The organism is Glaciecola sp. XM2, from assembly GCF_018595715.1.
GTDB lineage: Bacteria > Pseudomonadota > Gammaproteobacteria > Enterobacterales > Alteromonadaceae > Glaciecola.
In genome coordinates this window covers 505,560-525,677 of record NZ_JAHEOJ010000020.1, presented here as the reverse complement: position 1 = coordinate 525,677, position 20,118 = coordinate 505,560, and the positions used below count along the sequence as shown (strand labels likewise).

At 45.4% G+C, this 20,118-nt stretch carries 19 protein-coding genes; 10 read left to right on the top strand and 9 right to left on the bottom strand.

Features of this window, described 5'->3' with window-relative positions; all coding sequences use genetic code 11:
• Positions 1-133 precede the first annotated feature (133 nt).
• The 9 genes from KJ365_RS06975 (at position 134) to KJ365_RS06935 (ending at position 9,820) form a co-directional block, all read left to right on the top strand.
• Positions 134-1,543, top strand: coding sequence for a hypothetical protein (locus tag KJ365_RS06975; RefSeq protein WP_214450902.1), 1,410 nt, complete (start codon positions 134-136; stop codon positions 1,541-1,543).
• Positions 1,544-1,761: 218 nt separating this feature from the next.
• On the top strand, positions 1,762-2,346 hold the full coding sequence (locus tag KJ365_RS06970) for a thymidine kinase (protein ID WP_214450901.1): 585 nt from the start codon (positions 1,762-1,764) through the stop codon (positions 2,344-2,346).
• A 213-nt stretch (positions 2,347-2,559) separates the two neighbouring features.
• The gene (locus KJ365_RS06965) at positions 2,560-3,780 is read left to right on the top strand and encodes an acyl-CoA dehydrogenase family protein (RefSeq protein ID WP_214450900.1); all 1,221 of its coding nucleotides are present in this window, start codon (positions 2,560-2,562) and stop codon (positions 3,778-3,780) included.
• A gap of 1 nt (position 3,781) precedes the next feature.
• Complete coding sequence (locus KJ365_RS06960) at positions 3,782-4,846, top strand: phosphotransferase family protein (RefSeq protein ID WP_214450899.1); 1,065 nt, start codon at positions 3,782-3,784, stop codon at positions 4,844-4,846.
• A 5-nt stretch (positions 4,847-4,851) separates the two neighbouring features.
• Positions 4,852-5,598: an SDR family oxidoreductase gene (locus KJ365_RS06955; RefSeq protein ID WP_214450898.1), complete on the top strand. Its 747-nt coding sequence runs from the start codon at positions 4,852-4,854 to the stop codon at positions 5,596-5,598.
• 2 nt (positions 5,599-5,600) lie between these two features.
• The gene (locus KJ365_RS06950; RefSeq protein WP_214450897.1) at positions 5,601-6,470 is read left to right on the top strand and encodes a bile acid:sodium symporter family protein; all 870 of its coding nucleotides are present in this window, start codon (positions 5,601-5,603) and stop codon (positions 6,468-6,470) included.
• Between the two features lie 170 nt (positions 6,471-6,640).
• Positions 6,641-7,138 (top strand): hotdog fold domain-containing protein, encoded by a 498-nt coding sequence (locus KJ365_RS06945; RefSeq protein WP_214450896.1) that lies wholly within the window; start codon positions 6,641-6,643, stop codon positions 7,136-7,138.
• Position 7,139: 1 nt separating this feature from the next.
• Positions 7,140-8,228: a hypothetical protein gene (locus tag KJ365_RS06940; RefSeq protein WP_214450895.1), complete on the top strand. Its 1,089-nt coding sequence runs from the start codon at positions 7,140-7,142 to the stop codon at positions 8,226-8,228.
• Between the two features lie 68 nt (positions 8,229-8,296).
• Positions 8,297-9,820, top strand: a complete 1,524-nt coding sequence (locus tag KJ365_RS06935) for a serine hydrolase (protein ID WP_214450894.1) — start codon at positions 8,297-8,299, stop codon at positions 9,818-9,820.
• Positions 9,821-9,980: 160 nt separating this feature from the next.
• Here KJ365_RS06935 and KJ365_RS06930 read toward each other — a convergent pair whose 3' ends face one another.
• From KJ365_RS06930 to KJ365_RS06900, 7 genes are all read right to left on the bottom strand, one after another.
• Positions 9,981-11,732: a monovalent cation:proton antiporter-2 (CPA2) family protein gene (locus tag KJ365_RS06930; RefSeq protein WP_214450893.1), complete on the bottom strand. Its 1,752-nt coding sequence runs from the start codon at positions 11,730-11,732 to the stop codon at positions 9,981-9,983.
• 169 nt (positions 11,733-11,901) lie between these two features.
• A complete protein-coding gene (locus KJ365_RS06925) occupies positions 11,902-12,333 on the bottom strand; it encodes a DoxX family protein (protein ID WP_214450892.1) in 432 nt (143 codons plus the stop codon).
• Positions 12,334-12,375: 42 nt separating this feature from the next.
• On the bottom strand, positions 12,376-13,149 hold the full coding sequence (locus tag KJ365_RS06920) for an HvfC/BufC family peptide modification chaperone (protein ID WP_214450891.1): 774 nt from the start codon (positions 13,147-13,149) through the stop codon (positions 12,376-12,378).
• 98 nt (positions 13,150-13,247) lie between these two features.
• The gene (locus KJ365_RS06915; RefSeq protein ID WP_214450890.1) at positions 13,248-14,144 is read right to left on the bottom strand and encodes an MbnB/TglH/ChrH family RiPP precursor modification enzyme; all 897 of its coding nucleotides are present in this window, start codon (positions 14,142-14,144) and stop codon (positions 13,248-13,250) included.
• Between the two features lie 32 nt (positions 14,145-14,176).
• Positions 14,177-14,473: a BufA1 family periplasmic bufferin-type metallophore gene (locus KJ365_RS06910; RefSeq protein WP_214450889.1), complete on the bottom strand. Its 297-nt coding sequence runs from the start codon at positions 14,471-14,473 to the stop codon at positions 14,177-14,179.
• 122 nt (positions 14,474-14,595) lie between these two features.
• Positions 14,596-15,081 carry a YHS domain-containing (seleno)protein gene (locus KJ365_RS06905; RefSeq protein ID WP_214450888.1) on the bottom strand — a complete coding sequence of 162 codons (486 nt, stop codon included), beginning with the start codon at positions 15,079-15,081 and terminating at the stop codon, positions 14,596-14,598.
• A gap of 200 nt (positions 15,082-15,281) precedes the next feature.
• Positions 15,282-16,109 (bottom strand): mechanosensitive ion channel family protein, encoded by an 828-nt coding sequence (locus KJ365_RS06900; RefSeq protein WP_214450887.1) that lies wholly within the window; start codon positions 16,107-16,109, stop codon positions 15,282-15,284.
• A 380-nt stretch (positions 16,110-16,489) separates the two neighbouring features.
• Between KJ365_RS06900 and KJ365_RS06895 the strand changes: the two genes are divergently transcribed.
• On the top strand, positions 16,490-18,079 hold the full coding sequence (locus KJ365_RS06895) for an ABC-F family ATPase (RefSeq protein ID WP_214450886.1): 1,590 nt from the start codon (positions 16,490-16,492) through the stop codon (positions 18,077-18,079).
• Between the two features lie 26 nt (positions 18,080-18,105).
• On the opposite strand, the gene KJ365_RS06890 is transcribed toward KJ365_RS06895, so the two are convergent.
• Positions 18,106-19,125 (bottom strand): AraC family transcriptional regulator, encoded by a 1,020-nt coding sequence (locus KJ365_RS06890; RefSeq protein ID WP_214450885.1) that lies wholly within the window; start codon positions 19,123-19,125, stop codon positions 18,106-18,108.
• Positions 19,126-20,022 (bottom strand): GGDEF domain-containing protein, encoded by an 897-nt coding sequence (locus KJ365_RS06885; protein WP_214450884.1) that lies wholly within the window; start codon positions 20,020-20,022, stop codon positions 19,126-19,128.
• Between the last annotated feature and the right edge of the window lie 96 nt (positions 20,023-20,118).

Here is a 20,118-nt window from a genome sequence, read left to right as displayed (position 1 = left end):
GTTACATACTAAGCCTCGCAGTTGCTTTTTAAAAGAGCGCGTGGGCCCTTGGTTTCAAGCTATCATCACAATTCGATTACCAGTGTCGCATCGGCGCAAATAACAACAATAAATGTAAAAGGAAGATTACCCCATGTCGAATGATGCTCAGGCCGCCAGTACCCAAGAGCAAGTGCTCACTCCTGGCAATAAAAAAGCAAAGCTAGTCACTGTGCACGGCACTGGTGCTGGAGATGTGACTAGCTCTGGAGATAAGTGGTGGCAGTTGGGAAGTGTATTTTTAACCGACTTGCAAACACGTCTTGAGCTTGACCCAAAGCGAGTAGAAATTGTGCCCTTCCAGTGGGATGTGGGCCCTAACAGTGAAGAAAAACGCCGCGCTGCCGGCAACAAACTCAAAGACTTATTGCACAGCTATGACAAGGCGGGTGATGACTATTACTTAGTAGGCCATAGTCATGGGGGCTCGGTTATTTATCATTCTTTGCTTCAATCGGTTGCGGACAAAATGCCGTTTGCAGGCCTTAAAACGTGGTGTACTGTCGGCACTCCATTTCTTGACTATCGACCTAATACCTTCCTGTTTCAACGCTTGAAAAGTATAGGCCTGACATTTTGTACATCAGGTATTGTGTCTTTTGTGCTCGGTCTGTGGATCATGCTGATGACCATTACCCGTGAGTCGGTTAATCAATCGGTGATAGAAATGGGCCATGCTATGTTGATATATGGCGCCATCATCTATTCAATCTTGTGGGTTTACGAGCGGCGCAAAAAAACATGGTTTACACGGGCCCAAAAAAAAGAAGTAGAACAAATATATAAAGACCGCTGGTGTGGTTTGTGGCATCAAGAAGACGAAGCCATCAGTGCACTGAGCAATGTAAAAGCGATTAACGCTCCAATTATCCCTCACACGTTTTTGCAACAAATCATCTCGTCAATCCAATTTGCTGTGGTTATCATAATTGGCGTGTATTACGCCGCGGATCTTGCGTTTTTTGAAGGCGAACAAATAGGCAAATTGGCTGAGTTTTTTCTGGAAGATACCGAGGGAGGCTTAGGCTGGCTGACTTATATGACAACCTTCATGATAGCCGTGTATATTTTAGCATTTTGGGTGTTAATCAAAGGCCTGAGTGTGCTGGCATTGGCCTTAGGTCGTCCGCTGGCGTTTTTATTGAACAATGTCGTTTGGGCGTCTATCAAGCAGCGCGCATGGGGAGACGACCTGCTCAAAGAAGACGTGCACAGCGTTAGCTCACAGCCACCAGAGTTTGCGCATACATGCGATTTTTTATGTGAAACCATTGCTAGTCCGTTACGGGAGCACAGTGAAAAAAATGCAATAAAAACCCTGCACAAAGTGCGGATGGTGCTGGGCATGACTGAGAACGCCAGTCGCTCACCAGACTTGCGAACTGAACTCAGCGAGAGCCTTAATTGGCAAGAGCTGATCCATACCTCGTATTTTGAAGTGCCGGCCTTTGTCGATTTGCTTGCAAAGAACCTAATTGATGCGGGTATCAATCAGTACAAATAGCCATTAGGTTCAGTGATGATGCTTTGCGTTTGTATTCCTGCACCTTTAGTCACTTTAAAAAGTTATGGTTTCTCGCGTGTGGGAATAAAACACTGTTGGTAGATATTGGCGAAAACACTATAGATTTTTGAGGCCTGATTGCTTTGCAAGCGGTCTTTGAAAAGGTAGTATTCACTGCACTAACAATAACAATAAACACCTGCGGTAATTTACCTACTATGGCCCAACTTTACTTTTATTACTCTGCGATGAACGCAGGTAAATCTACATCCTTACTTCAATCTGCGTACAACTACAAAGAAAGGGGTATGAATGTCGCGCTTTACACGGTTGCCTTTGACGATCGTTTTGGTGAAGGCAAAATAGCCTCTCGTATTGGCCTATCCTCCCCTGCGCATTTATTTGGCCAGCACACCAATATGTTTGAAGAGATTAAAGCACTGCACGAATCCAGCGCGCTTGGTTGCGTGTTTATAGATGAAGCACAATTTTTAAATAAAGCACAAGTTCAGCAATGCTTAAAAATCGTCGATGAGCTTGACGTACCAGTACTCGCCTACGGTCTTCGCACCGATTTTCAGGGTGAAACCTTTGAAGGTAGCCTGCATCTATTAGCTTGGGCAGACAAACTCTCAGAGCTTAAAACCGTTTGTCATTGCGGCCGTAAAGCGAACTTCGTTGCGCGTTTAAATGCTCACGGTGAGGTAATTAAAGATGGTGACCAAATTGAAATTGGCGGCAATGACAAATATGTATCGCTTTGCAGAAAGCACTTTTGCGAAAAAACAGGGTTTAATCAATAAGCCCTATTTGCAAATCTAAGCTGCTGCTAACGCTTTATAAGGCAAAGCATTTAGACAATAACAAAGACCGCAAACGCAGCCTGTCTAAAATATCCATCACCCTATTTAAGTTTTCGCATCAGTTTGAGTGATACTTTTATCATCATCAAACCAATTATTTCTTATAACGCGTATACTCTAGAATAAAGGTAATTTCAGTGTGGAGATGCAACCATGGATTTTTCTTATAACAGCACAACCCAAGATTATTTAACACGCCTTAAAGCCTTTATGGCAGAGCATGTAGCGCCAATCGAACAGCAAGTGTATGAGGATTTAGAAGAGCTCAACCCTACCGGCGATTGGAAGTCTTGGTCGGTGCACCCTGCTATTGAGCCACTAAAAGCGAAAGCGAAAGAAGCCGGTTTATGGAATTTGTTTTTGCCCGATGCCGATTTAGCCCAAGGCCTCACGTGTACCGAATATGCTCCCCTTGCTGAAGAAATGGGCCGCATTCCCTTCTCTCCTGAAATATTTAACTGTAACGCCCCCGACACCGGCAATATGGAAGTGCTATATCACTTTGGTAACGATGCGCAAAAAGCCAAATGGTTAACGCCTTTACTAAACGGTGAAATTCGCTCGGTATTTGGCATGACAGAGCCTGATGTGGCCTCTTCAGATGCAACCAATATGGCTGCTACCATTGAAGCCGATGGCGATGAGTTGGTGATTAACGGTAAAAAGTGGTGGTCTACAGGTTTAGGTCACCCCAACGCAAAAGTCATGATTTTTATGGGCCTGTCAAACCCAGAAAACGATAAGCACAGTCAACACAGCATGGTCATTGTACCGCTGGACACGCCAGGGCTACACATTAAGCGCATGCTTACCGCTTATGGCGACTACGACGCGCCCTTTGGTCATGGCGAAGTGCATTTTGACAACGTACGTGTACCCAAAGAAAACTTACTTGTTGGCATGGGTAAAGGCTTTGCCATTGCCCAAGGGCGCTTAGGCCCTGGCCGCATTCATCACTGCATGCGCGCCATTGGTATGGCTGAAAAAGCCCTCGAGCTTGGCATTAAACGAGGCCTGTCACGAGTGGCCTTTGGGCGTCCAATCATTGAATTAGGCGGCAACAAAGAACGTTTAGCACAGGCACGTATGGCGATTGAACAGTCGCGTTTGCTAACGCTTCAAGCGGCATGGAAAATTGATAATTTAGGCGTAAAAAATGCGATGGTCGATATCTCTGCCATCAAGGTGGTAGTGCCCAATATGCTACAAGAAGTCGTTGATATGGCGGTTCAACTGCACGGCGGTGGCGGCATGTGTAACGACTACCCGCTCGCCCGCTTAGCCGCAGGTGCTCGCGCCCTTCGACTCGCCGATGGCCCAGATGAAGTGCACATGGCCATGGTGTCGCGCCTTGAACTGAAAAAGTATCGTTAATATGAGTAGCTCTATTATCGATAAAGCCTCTTCGGTTAGACCAGGAGAAGAGCTTCCCATAGAAGCGTTACGCCAGTGGTTAGACGCTAACATAGGTGGTTTAGAGGGTGATATGCACATCACCCAATACTCTGGCGGCGCGTCAAATTGGACGTATTGCTTGCAATTTGACAACCGCTCGGTGATTTTAAGGCGCCCACCTAAAGGCACAAAAGCCAAAGGCGCTCACGACATGGGCCGTGAATATCGCTTGCAAAAATCACTTGCTCCGGTTTACGACAAAGTGCCTACCATGCTCGGTTACACCGATGATGAAAGTGTGATGGGCGCTGAGTTTTATGTGATGGAAAAGCTCGACGGCATTATTCCTCGCAAACATTTTCCAAGAGGCTTAGAGATTAGCGCCGAGCAAGCCAATAAGCTTTGCGAAGTGGCGCTAGACGAATTAATTAAACTGCACAATGTTGATTATAAAGGCGCAGGGCTTGACCATATCGGTAAAGGCGAAGGGTATACCGAGCGCCAAATCAGCGGCTGGATCAATCGCTACAATAAAGCTAAAACGTGGAATGTGCCCAGCGGCAAAAAAGTCATGCACTGGCTAGAGGCGCACTTGCCGGAAAAAGAAACTATCTGCATTACCCACAACGATTATCGCTTTGACAACCTAGTGCTCGCGGCCGACGACCCAACCAAAATTATTGGCGTATTGGATTGGGAGCTAGCGACTCTGGGCGACCCGCTTATGGATCTTGGCAACACCCTCGCTTATTGGGTGCAGGCCGACGATGACTTTATGGCCAAAAACACTCAGCGCCAGCCTACCGACATCCCCGGTATGATGACGCGCCAAGAAGTGATCAACTACTACTGCGCCAAACAAGGTTTAGAGCCACGCGACTTCGATTTTTATGAAGTGTATGGCTTGTTCAGACTCGCCGCGATTGTGCAGCAAATTTACTATCGATATCACCATAAACAAACGCGCAATCCGGCGTATAAGAATATGTGGGTGTTTGTGCATTATTTGCTGTACCGTTGTAAAAAAATAATGAAAAGAAGGTAGACCCCGTGCGCAAAAACATATTAATCACAGGTGCCAGCTCCGGCTTAGGCAAAGGCATGGCCATTGAATATGCGAAGATGGGCCGTAACTTAGCTTTATGTGCACGTCGCGTTGAACGACTCGAAGAACTAAAGACTGAGCTACTTGCCATCAACCCCGATATTCAAGTGCTGATCAAGTCACTCGACGTAAACGATCACGACGCAGTGTTTACAGTGTTTGACGAGTTCAACCAAGAAATGGGGCAACTCGACCGCGTCATCGTAAACGCGGGTATGGGTAAAGGGGCTTCTGTTGGCACTGGGTATTTTCATGCAAATAAAGAAACGGCTGTCACCAACTTTGTGTCGGCCCTCGCCCAGTGCGAAGCAGCGATGGGTATTTTTAGAGCGCAAAACAGCGGGCATCTTGTGACTATTTCATCGATTAGCGCGGTGCGTGGCTTTAGGCGTGCGCTAACTGTTTATGCCGCGACTAAAGCAGCGATTACCGCATTAAGTGAAGGCATACGCGTTGATTTACTTAACTCTCCGATAAAAGTCAGCACGGTTCATCCTGGGTTTATTCGCAGCGAAATTAACGAAAAGGTTGAAAAGGTCCCGTTTATGGTCGACACCGAAACAGGATGCAAAGCCATTATCAAAGCCATTGAAAAAGAGGGGGCAAATAGCTACGTACCCACTTGGCCGTGGGCGTTTTTGCAGCTAGTCATGCGCATTGCGCCGCTGTCTTGGCTTAAGAAAATGAGCTAAGCATGCAGGCAACCATTTTCACTCAGGCGATTTTACCTGGCGTTTTGGCCATGATCATGTTTGGTATGGGTTTAAGCCTGACCAAAGATGACTTTACACGCTTAGTCAAAATGCCAAAGCCAGTGCTAGTTGGCTTAGTAGGTCAGCTTGTGTTGCTGCCGTTGCTAGCCTTTTTTATTGCATTAGCACTTAATGCATCGCCTGAAATTGCGGTGGGCTTGATGATACTCGCTGCGTGCCCAGGTGGCACTACCTCTAACCTGATCAGTCATATCGCAAAAGCAAACCTAGCTTTGTCTGTTTCTCTTACCGGTGTAACCACCTTAATTTGTGTTTTTACCACGCCGTTATTGATTCAATTTAGCATAGGCTTTTTCTCAGAGTCGGCGTTAGCGTCGTTTTCGTTATTAAATACGTCTCTAGGCTTACTGGTAATTTCTATTATTCCGGTGATATTAGGCATGATTGTTCGCAAGTTTTTTTCCAAAGCAGCCAGACGAGCAGAGCCCAAATTCCGTGCATTATCGACCATTTTTATGTTGATGCTCATTGTCATTATTTCTTATCAAGAGCAAGAGATGATGATGGAAGCCTTCCCATCGGTCTTTTTAATCGTGATTGCTCTTAACGCAGGTGCGACATTATTGGGCGTGGTATTAGCCCACCTCACCAAGCTTGATGGGCGCGATGGCGTAACCTTAGGTATTGAGATTGGTACACAAAACGCAACCCTTGCCATACTCATCGCGGTGAGTTTCATAGAGCAGCCTGCGTATGCTGTCGCAGCTGGCGTTTACGGCGTAATTATGTATTTTGGCGCCTTTGTATTAGTAATGTTACGCCGCCAGCATTTAGGTGAGCGCCCTAGCTGATATCATCAGCATAAATGCGGTGATTAATCAGTAAATAATGCGAATTTTAAATAAAATCACACCTAACTCCGTTAAAAACTAAACATCTTTGGCTGTGCCTGTTAATATAGCCGCGTATTTTTTAGTACGATGTTTGATTTGCAGTATTGTTTCAGGTTTTTAGGTTAATCATGGCTATTCCGTTACCACCAAAATTAGAGAAATATTTTAATCGTTTGTCGATAAAGAGCCGCTTTTTTAATAGAGTGCTTAGCTTCTTTTTTATGCCTTTTGTGCACAAAAGCGGGTTAAAAATGAACTTTGTCGAAGATGACTATTATGCCATTTTGCCTAAACGCCGCATTAATACCAACTGGTACGGCACCATGGCCGGCGGTGCGATATTAGGTAATTCGGAGCTTGCAGCAGGTTCGTACTTGTTTATGCTGAGCAAAGGCGAATATCGCATGATTTGTACTCGCCTAAACTATCGATTTTTGCTGCCAAGCCTAGATTCCATTATGTACAAGGCATATGTAGACTTAGAAGAACTCGCCGAAAAAATAAAAGCCGGTGGTAAATTCAATATCGACATGACCCTCAAAGTATTCAGAATCAACAACGACAAAGCAGGCCGACGCATTGGCTCTGGCACGATCAGCTTTCACATGTGGCCAGTAGGTAGCTAATTTGCCAACTTATCTACAGTACAGCTTTTATCTTGCCTGCTCGTGGCTGTGGTGTTTGGGTGGCTTTTTTCCGTTAATTCTCAATCGCGATTATGGATGGCCTGCGTTACTTGCCTTCACAGTGTTTAATGTGGGCGGCGCAACCGCCATGGGGTTTTACTTAAAAAACCGCGAGCACCAAAAGCGCTTTGTATCTGAACATAAAACCGCAATCACAAGCTTCTCTTACGTCACTCTTGCCTATCAGCTGTTTTTCATCGCATGGCTGGGTAGCGTTATCGGGCATCCTCTATTAATTGGCGCAGTGCTTGTCATTGCCTTAGCCATTTACCTTAGCAAAAACATGATCACCCAATGGGCTTGGGTGCTTTACGCCATTTCTTTCGGTCTGTTTATCGCCTTTATTGGTAGCGATTGGCCGCCGGTGGATTTTAGTGCAAGAGGATACTGGCCGCATGCTTTGTTACCGCTGGCTATCGGATTTATATTTTCTCCTTATTTAGACATCACCTTTCATCGCGCTTATCGACAAAGCGACAAACCTAAAGCAAGTTTTGTGATTGGGTTTTGCGTGTTGTTTTTAAGCCTTATCGGATTTGTGTTTTTATATTCGGCCGCTTTAGGCGATGTATTTTTCTTCAACGCCATACCCGCTGCCATCATTTACCCTATTGTAGGCTTTCTTGTGCTGCAAACAGCCTTTACCGTTGCTGCCCATTGTGGTGAGTTACGCGAACAAAACATTATGCAGTCTCGTGGCCTTGCTACCCTCATCGGCGGTATATCAATGGCGGCCCTTGGCATATTAACGCTGTTTAAAGACACCACCATCCCATTAGTGAATCTCCCCCTTGAAGAAACCATCTATAAGAGCTTTTTGTTCTTTTATAGCTTGGTCTTTCCGCTGTACCTGCTCCTTAAAAACGCAAAGTCTATGTACTTTTGGACCTTAGCAATATGCACCCCCGCCTACTCCATTGGCTTTTTAATCGGCGGTAGCTACAGTTTCACTTTGAGTATCGGTTCGCTGCTGATTCTTGCCGTCATTGCCTTTAAATGGCGACAAGGCGCGCGCTTGCAATATCAATAATCATTGAATTGTTGCACAAATTTGCGCACACTTAAGTTTGTTAAAAACCAAAGAGATGATGCGCTTAGATGAAATATTTTGTTGTTTTAATCCTGATATTTAGCTCGTCTAATCTTGCTGCGCAGTTAGACTCAAAAGCGCTCGATGCCGTCATTGAAGATGCGCTTAGTACCTTTCACACACCCGGCATGAGTGTCTCGATTGTTTATCAACAGCAAGTCATTTATGAGAAAGGATTTGGTAAAGCCAATATTGCAGAGCATCAAGATGTTCGTCCAGATACCTATTTTCGCCTTGCCTCCACCAGCAAAGCCTTTACCGCAGCATCACTCGCCCTTTTAGTCGACCAAGAAAAGTTAGACTGGCAAGACCTTGTTATCGACTATTTACCGCACTTTAGATTACACGACAGCTACGCCACCGAGCATTTTACAATAGAAGACTTGCTGACCCACAAGAGCGGTTTAGTAGGCGGTGCTGGCGACAGCATGATTTGGCCTGAGCCCAGTGGTTTTAGCCGAGAAGAGGTAGTCAGCAATGTAAAGTACCTCACACCAGGCTCACAATTTCGTGAGCAATATGCTTATAGTAACGTGATGTACATCACCGCTGGCGAGGTGGTTGAAGCGGTCTCAGGTAAACCTTTTGAAGACTTTGTAGACCAATATATTTTTAAACCGCTTGGCATGCAATGCTACGCCGGCGATATGCCAAAGGCCACATTACAAAATAGCGCTATGGCATATGGTCACAACGACCGCCTTGGCGTATACGAAATACCTCGCAATGCCATTCATGGTGATGCATTGATGTCAGCGGCAGCCGGCGGCATGGTGTGTAGCGCAAGCGAAATGAGTAAATGGATTAAGGCCCTGCTACAACCCAGTCAACTGCCATTTTCTGAAGAGCAACTTGAGAAAATGTGGCAACCTCACACCATTTTAGGCGTGTCAGATGTCGATACCGAATGGGACAACACTTACTTTAGAAACTACGGTTTGGGCTGGCGTTTAAGTAATTACGACGGTTATCTGCACATTTCCCATACCGGCACGCTGTCGGGTTATCAGGCCTTTGTAGTGGTGATGCCGCAATTAGAGTTAGGCGTAGTGGTATTAAACAATGGCTCTAACTATGGTGCCCGCGGGGCGGTGATGCAGAGCATTTTAAAAATGTTCACGGGCGATACCAAAGATAATTGGGTAGAACAATATGTTGATTATCAAGCAGAGCGCGAGGCGATTTTCCTTGCCAGAGACGACACCCCCGAAAGCCTAGCACCCTCATCACTTAATGATGAGCAGATTGTTGGCGTGTATTCAGACCAATGGTTTGGAGATTTCACCATCTCAAAACAAGGCGATGAGCTTAGGATAGTGTCATCGCGCATGGAAAACCTCAAAGGCACTTTAAGCGCCTTTCAAGATACCAGTTACAAAATAGACTGGGACAATGAAAACGCAGCGTCCGACGCGTTTATTCATTTCGACATCAATGTGAAACGCGAGGTGCTTAGCGCAACATTACATCCTTTCACTACTCGTGAACTTACGTCTCATGAGTGGCGGGATATGCATTTTATAAAGCAGTAGGCCAAAATTGTGTACCGACCATTGCCAGTGAAATTGCTGGCAATGGTGTTGTGAGCGAGAGTAGCAAGTGTTTGCAGTAATCGCTTGCGAGCGTTTGATGCTATACCTACATTTTTACTAAGCTACGATGCTAGATGCTAGATGCTACCCAAAGCATTGATTATTGCTTTCTGTCATTCACAAACAATTCCTGCAGCTCTTCTCTGCCTTGCTTGGCAGTTTTTACCAACTCATCAAAGGCTAAATCTTCGGTAATGACTTTGTTTAACATTTCGCGATCGTGTTGGTTAAATATCTCTACCATATTGTCAGCTTGGCCAAGAGTATAGCCATATGCATTTAGCACTCCTTTACAAGCGTTCAACCCCCCATCGAACATCTCGCGCACAAAAAACTCAATACCAAGCTTTCCTAACTCAGTGGCATGAATGCGATCCCGTGCTCTTGCGATAATTTTAACCTCTGGGTATTCTCGCTTTACCAACTTGGCAAGCGCCGTGATCTGCTGTGGGTCGTCAATGGCAATTAACAACACTCTCGCCTGGTCAATACCTGACTTTTTAAGCAAGTCTAAACGCGTTGCATCCCCATAAAACACGCGATTCCCAAACTGTTGGACAAAGGCAATGTGCTCTGCATCTTTATCCATAGCGGTAAAAGCGATGTTGTTTGCAGATAAAACGCGGGCGGTAATTTGCCCAAATCGCCCAAAGCCAGCAATAATGACCTGAGGCTCTTCACTGTCTCGTTGAGTGTCGTACACCGCGGGGCAGTTCTTGGTGTTGTAAAATAACGAATGTAAAATTACCACGGGCGATGTTAGAGCCATCGACAATCCAACAACCAAGTTAACCTGCCCGGCTAAGTCATTGCCTAAAACTGCGCTGCTCACCGCAAGGGTCATCACCACAAAGGCAAACTCCCCCCCTTGTGAAAGCATTAGTGCCACACGTGTAGAGTCGGTGTTTGATTGTTTAGCTGCGCGCAAAATAGCATAGATTATGAGTGCCTTAACCAGCACCAACAAAAGGCTCATGCCAACAATAAACACAGGCTCTGCAACGAGCAGGCTTAAATCTAAATTCATGCCAATGGCAATGAAAAACAGGCCCAACAATAGCCCTTTGAAAGGCTCAATTTCGGTTTCTAGCTGATGTTTAAAACTGCTATCCGCTAGCAAAATTCCTGCGATAAATGCGCCCATACCCATCGAAAGCCCCGACGCTGACATACCCAAGGCGGTCACTAACACAATAAACAAGGCGGCGGCTGTCATCACCTCTGAGCTGCCGTAGCGAGCAACAATGCGCAAAAACGGATTAATTAAGAAGCGACCAATCACCAACACAGCCACCACTGCGCTAAGGCTTATGTACCATGCGGGGCCTGCATCACCCTGAGAAGGTGAAAAGGAAGCCACTAGCAGTAGAATAGGGATAACGGCAACGTCCTGCATCAATAAAATAGAAAATCCCTGTTGACCGGGAGGCGTTTTGAGAATGCGCTGCTCGGTCATCAGCTGAATAGCAAAGGCGGTGGAAGATAGCGCGAGGGCAAGACCAATGGTCACACTCACAGGTATGCTTAAGTAAAACGCAAAATGACATAATGCAGCAATCATCCCAGCGCTTACAAACAGCTGACTACCACCACTGAACATAATTTGATTGCGCATGCGCCAAAGGGTTTGGGGTTGCAGCTCTAAACCAATTACAAACAACAGTAACACCACGCCAAGTTCAGCAAAGTGCAAAATAGTGTAAGGGTCGTCAATAAAATTGAGTGCTGAGGGGCCAATGATAATGCCCGCAATCAAATATCCGAGAATGCCCCCAAGTTTGAGCTTTTTAAACAACGGAACCGCGATGAGTGTCGCACCCAGAAATATTGCGACAGACCCTAATAGACTCATGCTTTGTCTCTACTTGTATGTTTACGTTGAAAGGCAGTGTAGCTTGGATTGAATATTGAGCGATAGTGTAAAAAAGCAAATGCCGCATTAAAGCGGCATTTGATGGCACAGATATTTGTGATAAGCGTCTTTATGGCATGCACCTTTTAGGCTGCTACCTTTACAAAGACTACTTAATCTTTGCGAAATGGTCAGCGCTTAATTTACCAGCACCCCATACAATATTCGCTAGCAACATTAATCCCCAAATGTAATGCAAGTTAAGGGCGGCAGGCGCGATATCTTCAAGGCTTAATACTGCTACGTAGTTAACGATGAACAAACCAATAGCTGCTTTACGAGTAAACAAACCTATTGCCAGTAACACCGGCAAAACCAACTCGCCAATCGTGGCTAAATAGGCTGCGGTAGTAAAATCTAATACAGGCACGGCATACTCATATTCAAAGAGTAAGAGCGTTGATTCCCAGTCGTTTAGCTTGGTTAATCCAGACTTAAAGAACACCCAAGCTACATAAAGACGCGCAGCAAAAAGGGCCGGGATATCTAAGTGACTCAATAGGCCAAAGATGCGATTGTACAACTCAATTAACTTTTTCATTTCAATAAAATTCCGTAGTTTAGCAGCCATATGCTGCTGCGATTAATGTGTTGATCGCACGCCGTAAAGTCGTTTTTGTGAGATTTGCTCGGTTAACCACGGTGATAATTGTTCGGGTTGCTCGGCAAACGCTGCAAAAATATTAGCGATGCTATCTTGGTTATGTAAGTGCTGAAACACTTCTTTCACGTCGTCACTTACGTTTAGCATTTCAGCTTTATAATCAGGACGCCACACCACAATAGACCGAGCTTGTTCGGAATTTATTGCATCTCGCATAGATTTATTTAAATCGCCCATAAAAATGGACCGGGTTTCTCCCTCCACTTGCAGTTGAGGTTCATGGGCTAATTGATAGAGTTTATCCACGGGGAAGACAAAGCGTGCGAGGGCAAAACCCGGGGCTGTCTCAAATACCAACTCATTGGGGTCACGCTCATTCAGCAGCCCAAAAGACTCACCATCAAATGTTTTATCTTCAGCGCGCTGAATACCTTGCAACAACCAGTCTAGTTCTGCCACCTCACTCAGGTAAGGTACTTCGCTTAAATTTGGGTGGGTCATAATAAAGTCTGAAAAGCTTTCCCCGTAATCTGCCCAATCAAAATGAGTTTTGGGTTCGGCTAAAAGATAGGCGCGTGCTAGAGCGCGAAAGTCACCTTCGTCCATTAGCGCAAATACACTTGAAAAGGTGATGCTTAAAGCGCGAATGCCATTTTCAATAAAGTTGTTGTGATACACCTTCATGCCAGGCAAGGAGTGGCGGCTCGATTCGGCGTCGAATATCTCTTGAATAATGCGTGTTTGGTAACTCACAAGACGCTCCTCGCGCTGATGGAATGGTGATAAGGCTATTTTTGCTGCGGCGCTATTTTTGCTGCGGCGCTATCTTTGCTGCGGCGCTATGTCTCTGGCTATTTTTGCTGCAGCGCTATGTCTCTGGCTTTATTCGCTTGCTCCACAAGCGTTGCCCACGGCGGCAAATTAGTATCCCACTCAATCAAGGTGGGTACACTGGGAAAGCACTTAATGGTTTGCTTATAAACCTCCCAACATTGCTGCGATACCGCTTGGCCGTGGTCATCAACGATAAAGCCTGCCACCTTCTGCTCGCTAAAGCCTGCGAGGTGAATTTCGCCCACCAGATGCTGGGGCAGTTGCTTCACGTGGCGCATGACCGCCTCGATGGGGTCTGCATGCTTTTGATTAAGAGCATTAACAATCAAATTATTCAAATCGAGCAACATGGTGCACCCTGCCGCGTCGCAAAGGCGCAACAAAAACTCAGTTTCGGTCATGCTATCGCGGCTGTATGGATCCATCTCACTGACATCTAAGTACGCCGACAAATTCTCAATTAATAACGCTCTGCCAATGGCCTCTTGCACTTGTTGGATATTGCTCACGGTTTGTGCCAAGCTCGCTTCGTTAAAGGCAATGGGGAGCAAATCACCAGAGTGATAGATTTTGTCGTCAATCATCGCTCGGTTAAAACACAAGTGCTCAGATACTAGCTTAGGCTGCGTGCTTTTCACCAGCTCGGCAAACTGACTCAAAGTCTGTTGTGGCAGCGGTAAATTTGAACCTAAACCCAACGATGTACCATGCACACTGAGTTGATAGTGCTCACATACGTCGCTTAAAAGAGCCTGTGTAATACCGCCTTTGGCAAAAAAGTTCTCAGCGTGAATCTCTACAAAATCGATGGGGGTTTGGCTTTGGTTATGTGCTAACGCTTCGTCGTAATGTAAATGACGAAGCCCGACACCTATGCAGGCGTCGGGCTTTGAGGATAACGATGAAGTATTCAAAATTATCTTAACTTTACTTTGAGGCGGCTAAATTAACCGTTTTTCTTAGCCTGCATTTTGTCAAAGATTTCTTTTGCTTCTTTGCGGCTGTAACCACCGAGGTCTTTACAAGTGCCGCCTGGTACTAAGCGCCATTCGCCGATATCGTTATCTACGGTAGATTGGCCAGCGCAGCTATGTGTACCCGCAAGGTTTCCACAATCGTTTTGTCCAGCAGGCGAAATGCCGTAACATTTTTCTTTCTTCTTGCTTGCCGCTTCAACAGCGTCGGCAACACCAAGGGTCATAACAGTAGCTAGAGCAGCGGCAACAGCGATATTCGTTTTCATAATAAATCCTCTTTTGATTATTCAGTCCCAATGACTTGGGTATTTAATTAAACCGGTGAAAATATATTTTTCTTTCACCATAGTAGTTATTTTTTACACTTTTTTTACGATTGTCTTAAAACTTATAGCTCAGATACTGACTTATCTTCAATATTCAACCAGATTGAGTCACCGCTTTCAATGTTTCCAGCGCGATCTTTGTCCCATACACGCTGTGCTCCGGCATTGAGGTTTAAGTATAGCTTACCATCTACAACAGCCCAGGCGGTTGGGTCAATATCGTATTTTTTCTCTTGTGTCACACCAAACGCGCAGTAACCGCCGTACTGAGGTGCATATTTTGCCGGTGTGCCGTTAAACAGTGCTTGATTCTCTGCACTCGCAAAGTAGTAGACTGCTCCGTTATATTCAGCGGTGAACTGCTGATTGCCCTGCACCGCATCTGCCTGCGTAAAATAGGCAACTGGATCATACCCTTTAATGGCTAAGCGATTTTGATCTACGTTTACCGCTTCAATCGCAGACGTTGCTTGAGTAGGAATCAGCCCACAAGATGTAAGCGTAAATGCAATAACAACTGCAAAGATAGTGAGTAGTTTAGATGGCATGGTAAAGCTCCGTTGTTTCGTTCAGGTTAAAGTGGTTTCATGTAACAGTCACATATAAGACCTGAGGGAATTTAAAAAGCTTTCAACTCCGATTAAAAAAATACCCTTATTTCAGCAAATCATCGTCAATTCACTCACATAAAAGGGCGCGGCATCAATGTTAAACACGGCGCCCTCACTGGCTTGCTTGTGTGATTACTTTACTCTTCTTTCACCAAAATAACTTTACGATGCGGGAACGGAATTTCGATTTTCGCTTCATCTAGCGCCTTTTTCATGAGCTCTGGCAACGAGTAGCGAATGTCAAAATAGTGCTCGCCTTTACAAAACGGTCTCACGATAAAATCCACCGAACTGTTGTTTAGCTCACTGACCTCAACAAAAGGTGCAGGGTCTTTTAATATGTGAGGATGGGCAGCAAGCACGTTGTTGATCACAGAACGGGTTTTATCGATGTCTTCGTTATACGCCACGCCAAAAGTTAGGTCTACGCCACGTATTTCATGAAACGAATGATTAGTAATTTGCTGACCCCATATTTGACTGTTGGGGATGATGATCCTTTGGTTGTCAAAGGTTTGCATCACTGTAGTGAACAGGTCAATTTCGGTGACTTTGCCAAACTGCCCTGCCGCTTCAATAAATTCATCCACTTTATACGGACGGAAAATCATCAGCATAACGCCAGCGGCTAAATTAGACATGGCACCTTGTAATGCTAAACCAATCGCTAAACCGGCAGCACCGATTAAGGCAACAATAGAGGTCGTTTCAACACCAAAACGGTTAAGTACGGCGATGAACACAAATGCAAGAATGACATATCGGGCGATACTGCCGAAGAAACGAAACAAGGTGTCGTCGAGGCGTTCGTACTTTTTGCCAATAGCAAACACGGCTTTGTACGCTCTCCCGCTTATCCAAAAGCCAACAATCAGTATGATGGCTGCAAGTAAAATATTGGTCGCCCACGCGATTGCGGCGGGCATGTATTGGTTTATGTCGAAATTTTGCAAGAATTCAGGCATCGGTCTATTCCATGATTATTGGTTTTATTGAGTGTAATGCAGCGCGTTAACACAGCGGGTAAACCTGCACATCAATCGATGCCCGACCACTATTTTCCCATTCAAAACACAGCACAATGTGTACCTATAGCTACCATACGAGAAAATGAATGCTCCCTACAAGCTTTTATGCATATCTACGAGAGTTAATTCTATGCGTGCATTCTATGTTGCGCCGCAGCAATTTTACTATGAAATGTGCGCTACGGGTGTTCATAATAACGACAATAAGGTATAGTGCGCGCGCTTTATTACGGCATTGAGATAATTTCTGCTAATGCCTCTATAGATACACGCTCCACCCGCTATTTCGCCAAAACCACCAGTATAGGAAAGTAACTTTGATTACCGCCGCTAATATCACCATGCAGTTTGGTGCCGCCCCTTTATTTGAAAACATCAATGCAAAATTTGGTAATGGCAATCGCTATGGCCTAATTGGCGCTAACGGCTGCGGTAAATCAACCCTAATGAAAATCATGAGCGGTGAGCTTGCCCCTACTTCTGGCAATATATCGATTACGCCAGGCGAACGCATTGGCACACTCAGTCAAAACCAGTTTGCATTTGAAGCGCTAAGCGTAGTAGATGCGGTTATTTGCGGCGATGCTCACTTGTGGGAAATCAAACAAGAGCGCGACCGTATTTATAGCCTGCCTGAGATGTCGGAAGAAGAAGGCATGAAAGTGGCCGACCTTGAGTCGGAATTTGCAGAGCTTGACGGTTACACCGCCGAAACCCGCGCCATCGAATTATTAGTAGAAGCAGGCATAGACGAACAATATCATTTTGGTTTGATGTCTCAAGTCGCTCCGGGTTTAAAACTGCGTGTGCTTATCGCCCAAGCGTTGTTTTCAGAGCCTGACATTTTACTGCTCGACGAACCTACCAACAACCTCGACATATACACCATTAAATGGCTAGAAGATGTGCTCAACCAGCGCAAATGCACCATGGTGATTATTTCGCACGACCGCCACTTTCTTAACGAAGTGTGCACGCATATGGCAGATATCGATTATGGCGAGCTGCGTATTTATCCAGGTAACTACGAAGCCTACATGGCGGCCTCTTCGCTAGTGCAAGAGCAACTGCACAGTGAAAATGCCAAGAAAACGGCTGAAATTGCAGAGTTGCAGAGCTTTGTCAATCGCTTCTCGGCCAACGCATCAAAAGCCAAGCAAGCCACTTCACGTGCCAGACGAATGGAAAAAATAGAGTTAGAAGAGGTCGTTGCTTCGTCAAGACAATCTCCATTTATCACCTACAAACAACATAAAAAACTGCATCGCCTCGCCTTAGAAATGCACAACTTAGAGCATGGGTTTGACGGCGAAACGCTATTTAAAGGCGGCGACATACTCCTAGAAGCGGGCTCAAAACTGGCCGTTATTGGTGAAAACGGCGCCGGCAAAACTACTTTCTTACGCTGCCTAATGCAAGAATTAAGCGCCAGCGGCGGCACCATGAAATGGTCTGAAAACGCCACCATTGGCTATTGCCCTCAAGATGTGAGTAACGACTTTGCCGTGAGCATGAACTTGTTTGATTGGATGAGTCAGTGGCGCACACCCAAACACGACGATTTGGCGGTACGCGCCATTTTGGGCCGTTTGTTGTTTACCTCAGACGATATTAATAAAGATGTAAAGGTCTGTTCTGGAGGTGAAAAAAACCGCTTAATGTTTGGCAAGTTGATGATGCAGGATATCAACGTGCTGATTATGGACGAGCCCACCAACCACATGGATATGGAAGCGATTGAAGCGCTTAATAAAGCGTTAAAGGCCTTCGACGGCACACTGATTTTTGTCAGCCATGACCGAGAGTTTGTATCGACTCTTGCCACCAGCATCATTGAGATTAAAGACAAAAAGCTCCACTTTTTCAGTGGTACGTTTGATGAGTATATGTCGGATAGGAAGCGATAGGACATACTATATAGTGCTTCGAGTGCTTATGCGCCTCGCAACTGACTGGGCGTGAGGCCTGTCCACCGTTTGACGGCCCTGCGAAAGTTTGTCACGTCATTAAAGTGCATTTTTTGGGCGCTTTGTTCATTTTTAAGCTTCTTCACTTGTAAATAATACAACGCTTCTTGGCGTCGCAATTCATCGCGAATGTGTTGAAAGCTAAACCCTTGCTCATGCAGTATCCGTTTCAAAGTAGCCGCGCTAACATCAAAACGTTGAGCAACCTCTGGCAGTGTTGCCTGCGGCTGGCTTCGTAAGTGCGATCTGACTTTATCAACAATACTCGCCGAACATCTTTTTTGAGGCAGTGCTTTTGCAAGGGCATATCTCATCAAACGCGGATTTGCTTGCTCACAAGGCGCTCGCATTTCAGCCTTGGAGATTTCAATACTCAAATAAGCATGAGAAAAAGACAATCGATATCCAAGACTTTCTTCATATTCATAGATATGACGCGGTTTTGAAAAAGGAAAACAGAAGGAACATTTGAGCCGTCTGCCAAAGCATTCGGTTAACAGCGCCATCATTGCTGAACAGGCGGCCTCCGTATAAAACTGCTTTTGTTTTTCTAGTGAATGCGCCTCTTGCAGCAGCAAGTGTACCGTTTTTTCATCACCAAATTTGTGCGCTGACATAAAAGGAAAATATTGCGCGTTAAATATAGAAATTAAACGTAAACACTGCTCAATGTTGCGTGCGCTTTTTAAGCTGATCAGCACGTCGGGATCTAGCGTTTCAACCAAATAGCGCCCTAGCAAAAAAGATATGTCATGGCCATTTGACTGCTTTTGCACGTTGCTTGAAAGTGCCAACAACTGCCTGACGCTGATGCGGGTATCACCTTCCAAATCATTCAAAAAAATACCTGTGCCATGAAGCACTTTTTGTGCATGTAAACCTCGAGCAACCGCCAGTGCATATAAACTCTTGCCGATATGTTTGGCATCATAATCCTTGCATCTTCTTGTGGTATAACAGGGACTTTTTGAATTTGAAGGCTTCATTTAGGCAGCTCTTTCGCTTTGCTTATCAAGCGATTGGTTGAGAATGCGCAAGGTTTGTTCCAGTGAACTCGCATCGGTCAAGGTACCAAGTGCGCACCTAACCCTGTTCACTAAAAGCGCGTTGCCGTTGGGCTTAAACACAACGCTTTCAATGCTATGTTGAATCTGCTTTGCTAGCACATCAGCTTGTACGATGGACATGCCGGGCAATAGCAAAATGAACCGGTCTCCTGCATAGCGACATGCCAAATCTGTATTTCTAATATTCATCAAGAGCAGTTGTGCAATTTCGCGCAAAACACGGTCGCCTTCCTCTAGACCAAATTGACGATTTACCCTTGTAAACTTGACCACATCAACGACAATCAGCGCCGCCTCTTTTTGCTCATCGATTAGCTGCTGTGCTCGCTGTTGAAAATAGTTTGCCCGATACAACAAGGTAATGGTGTCGATATCTTGATGTTGTCGGTAATTGAGCTCTCGTCGTCGCAGTTGCCCGTTTAACGCAACTTGCTCTTTGTGCCAACCGTAAAGTGCAAAACTCATTATTACCATGCCCATAGCCGCAGGAAGCGATTCAAAGACGCTTATCCATTCACCTAAAACGCCTGGCTCTGTAAATTCGTCAAAAAAATCTAGCAACGCAGAAAAGGTAAACAGATTCAGTCCAAGCACTAATAGACTCGTGACCTTTCCCGCAGGGCGCGAGATAAGAACAGCAACCGTCCAAACCACAGTGAGCATAACCACGCTGCCTTCACCAACGGCGTCAGACCACTCAACATTCAAAAGCGATGTTGACTCACTGCCCAATACACTCACGAGCACCGCTGAAATGAACATAGTGATAGAGGTCGCTGCAAGCATCCAATGTTGCTTTATTAACTCAAAATTCATTGTGTGTTTCCAAGCTTATATTCACCCCACTTTGACGCGCGACAGTCTTTCGTTGAAGGGTCATATTGGCTCAAGGATATGACAAAATGATGAATT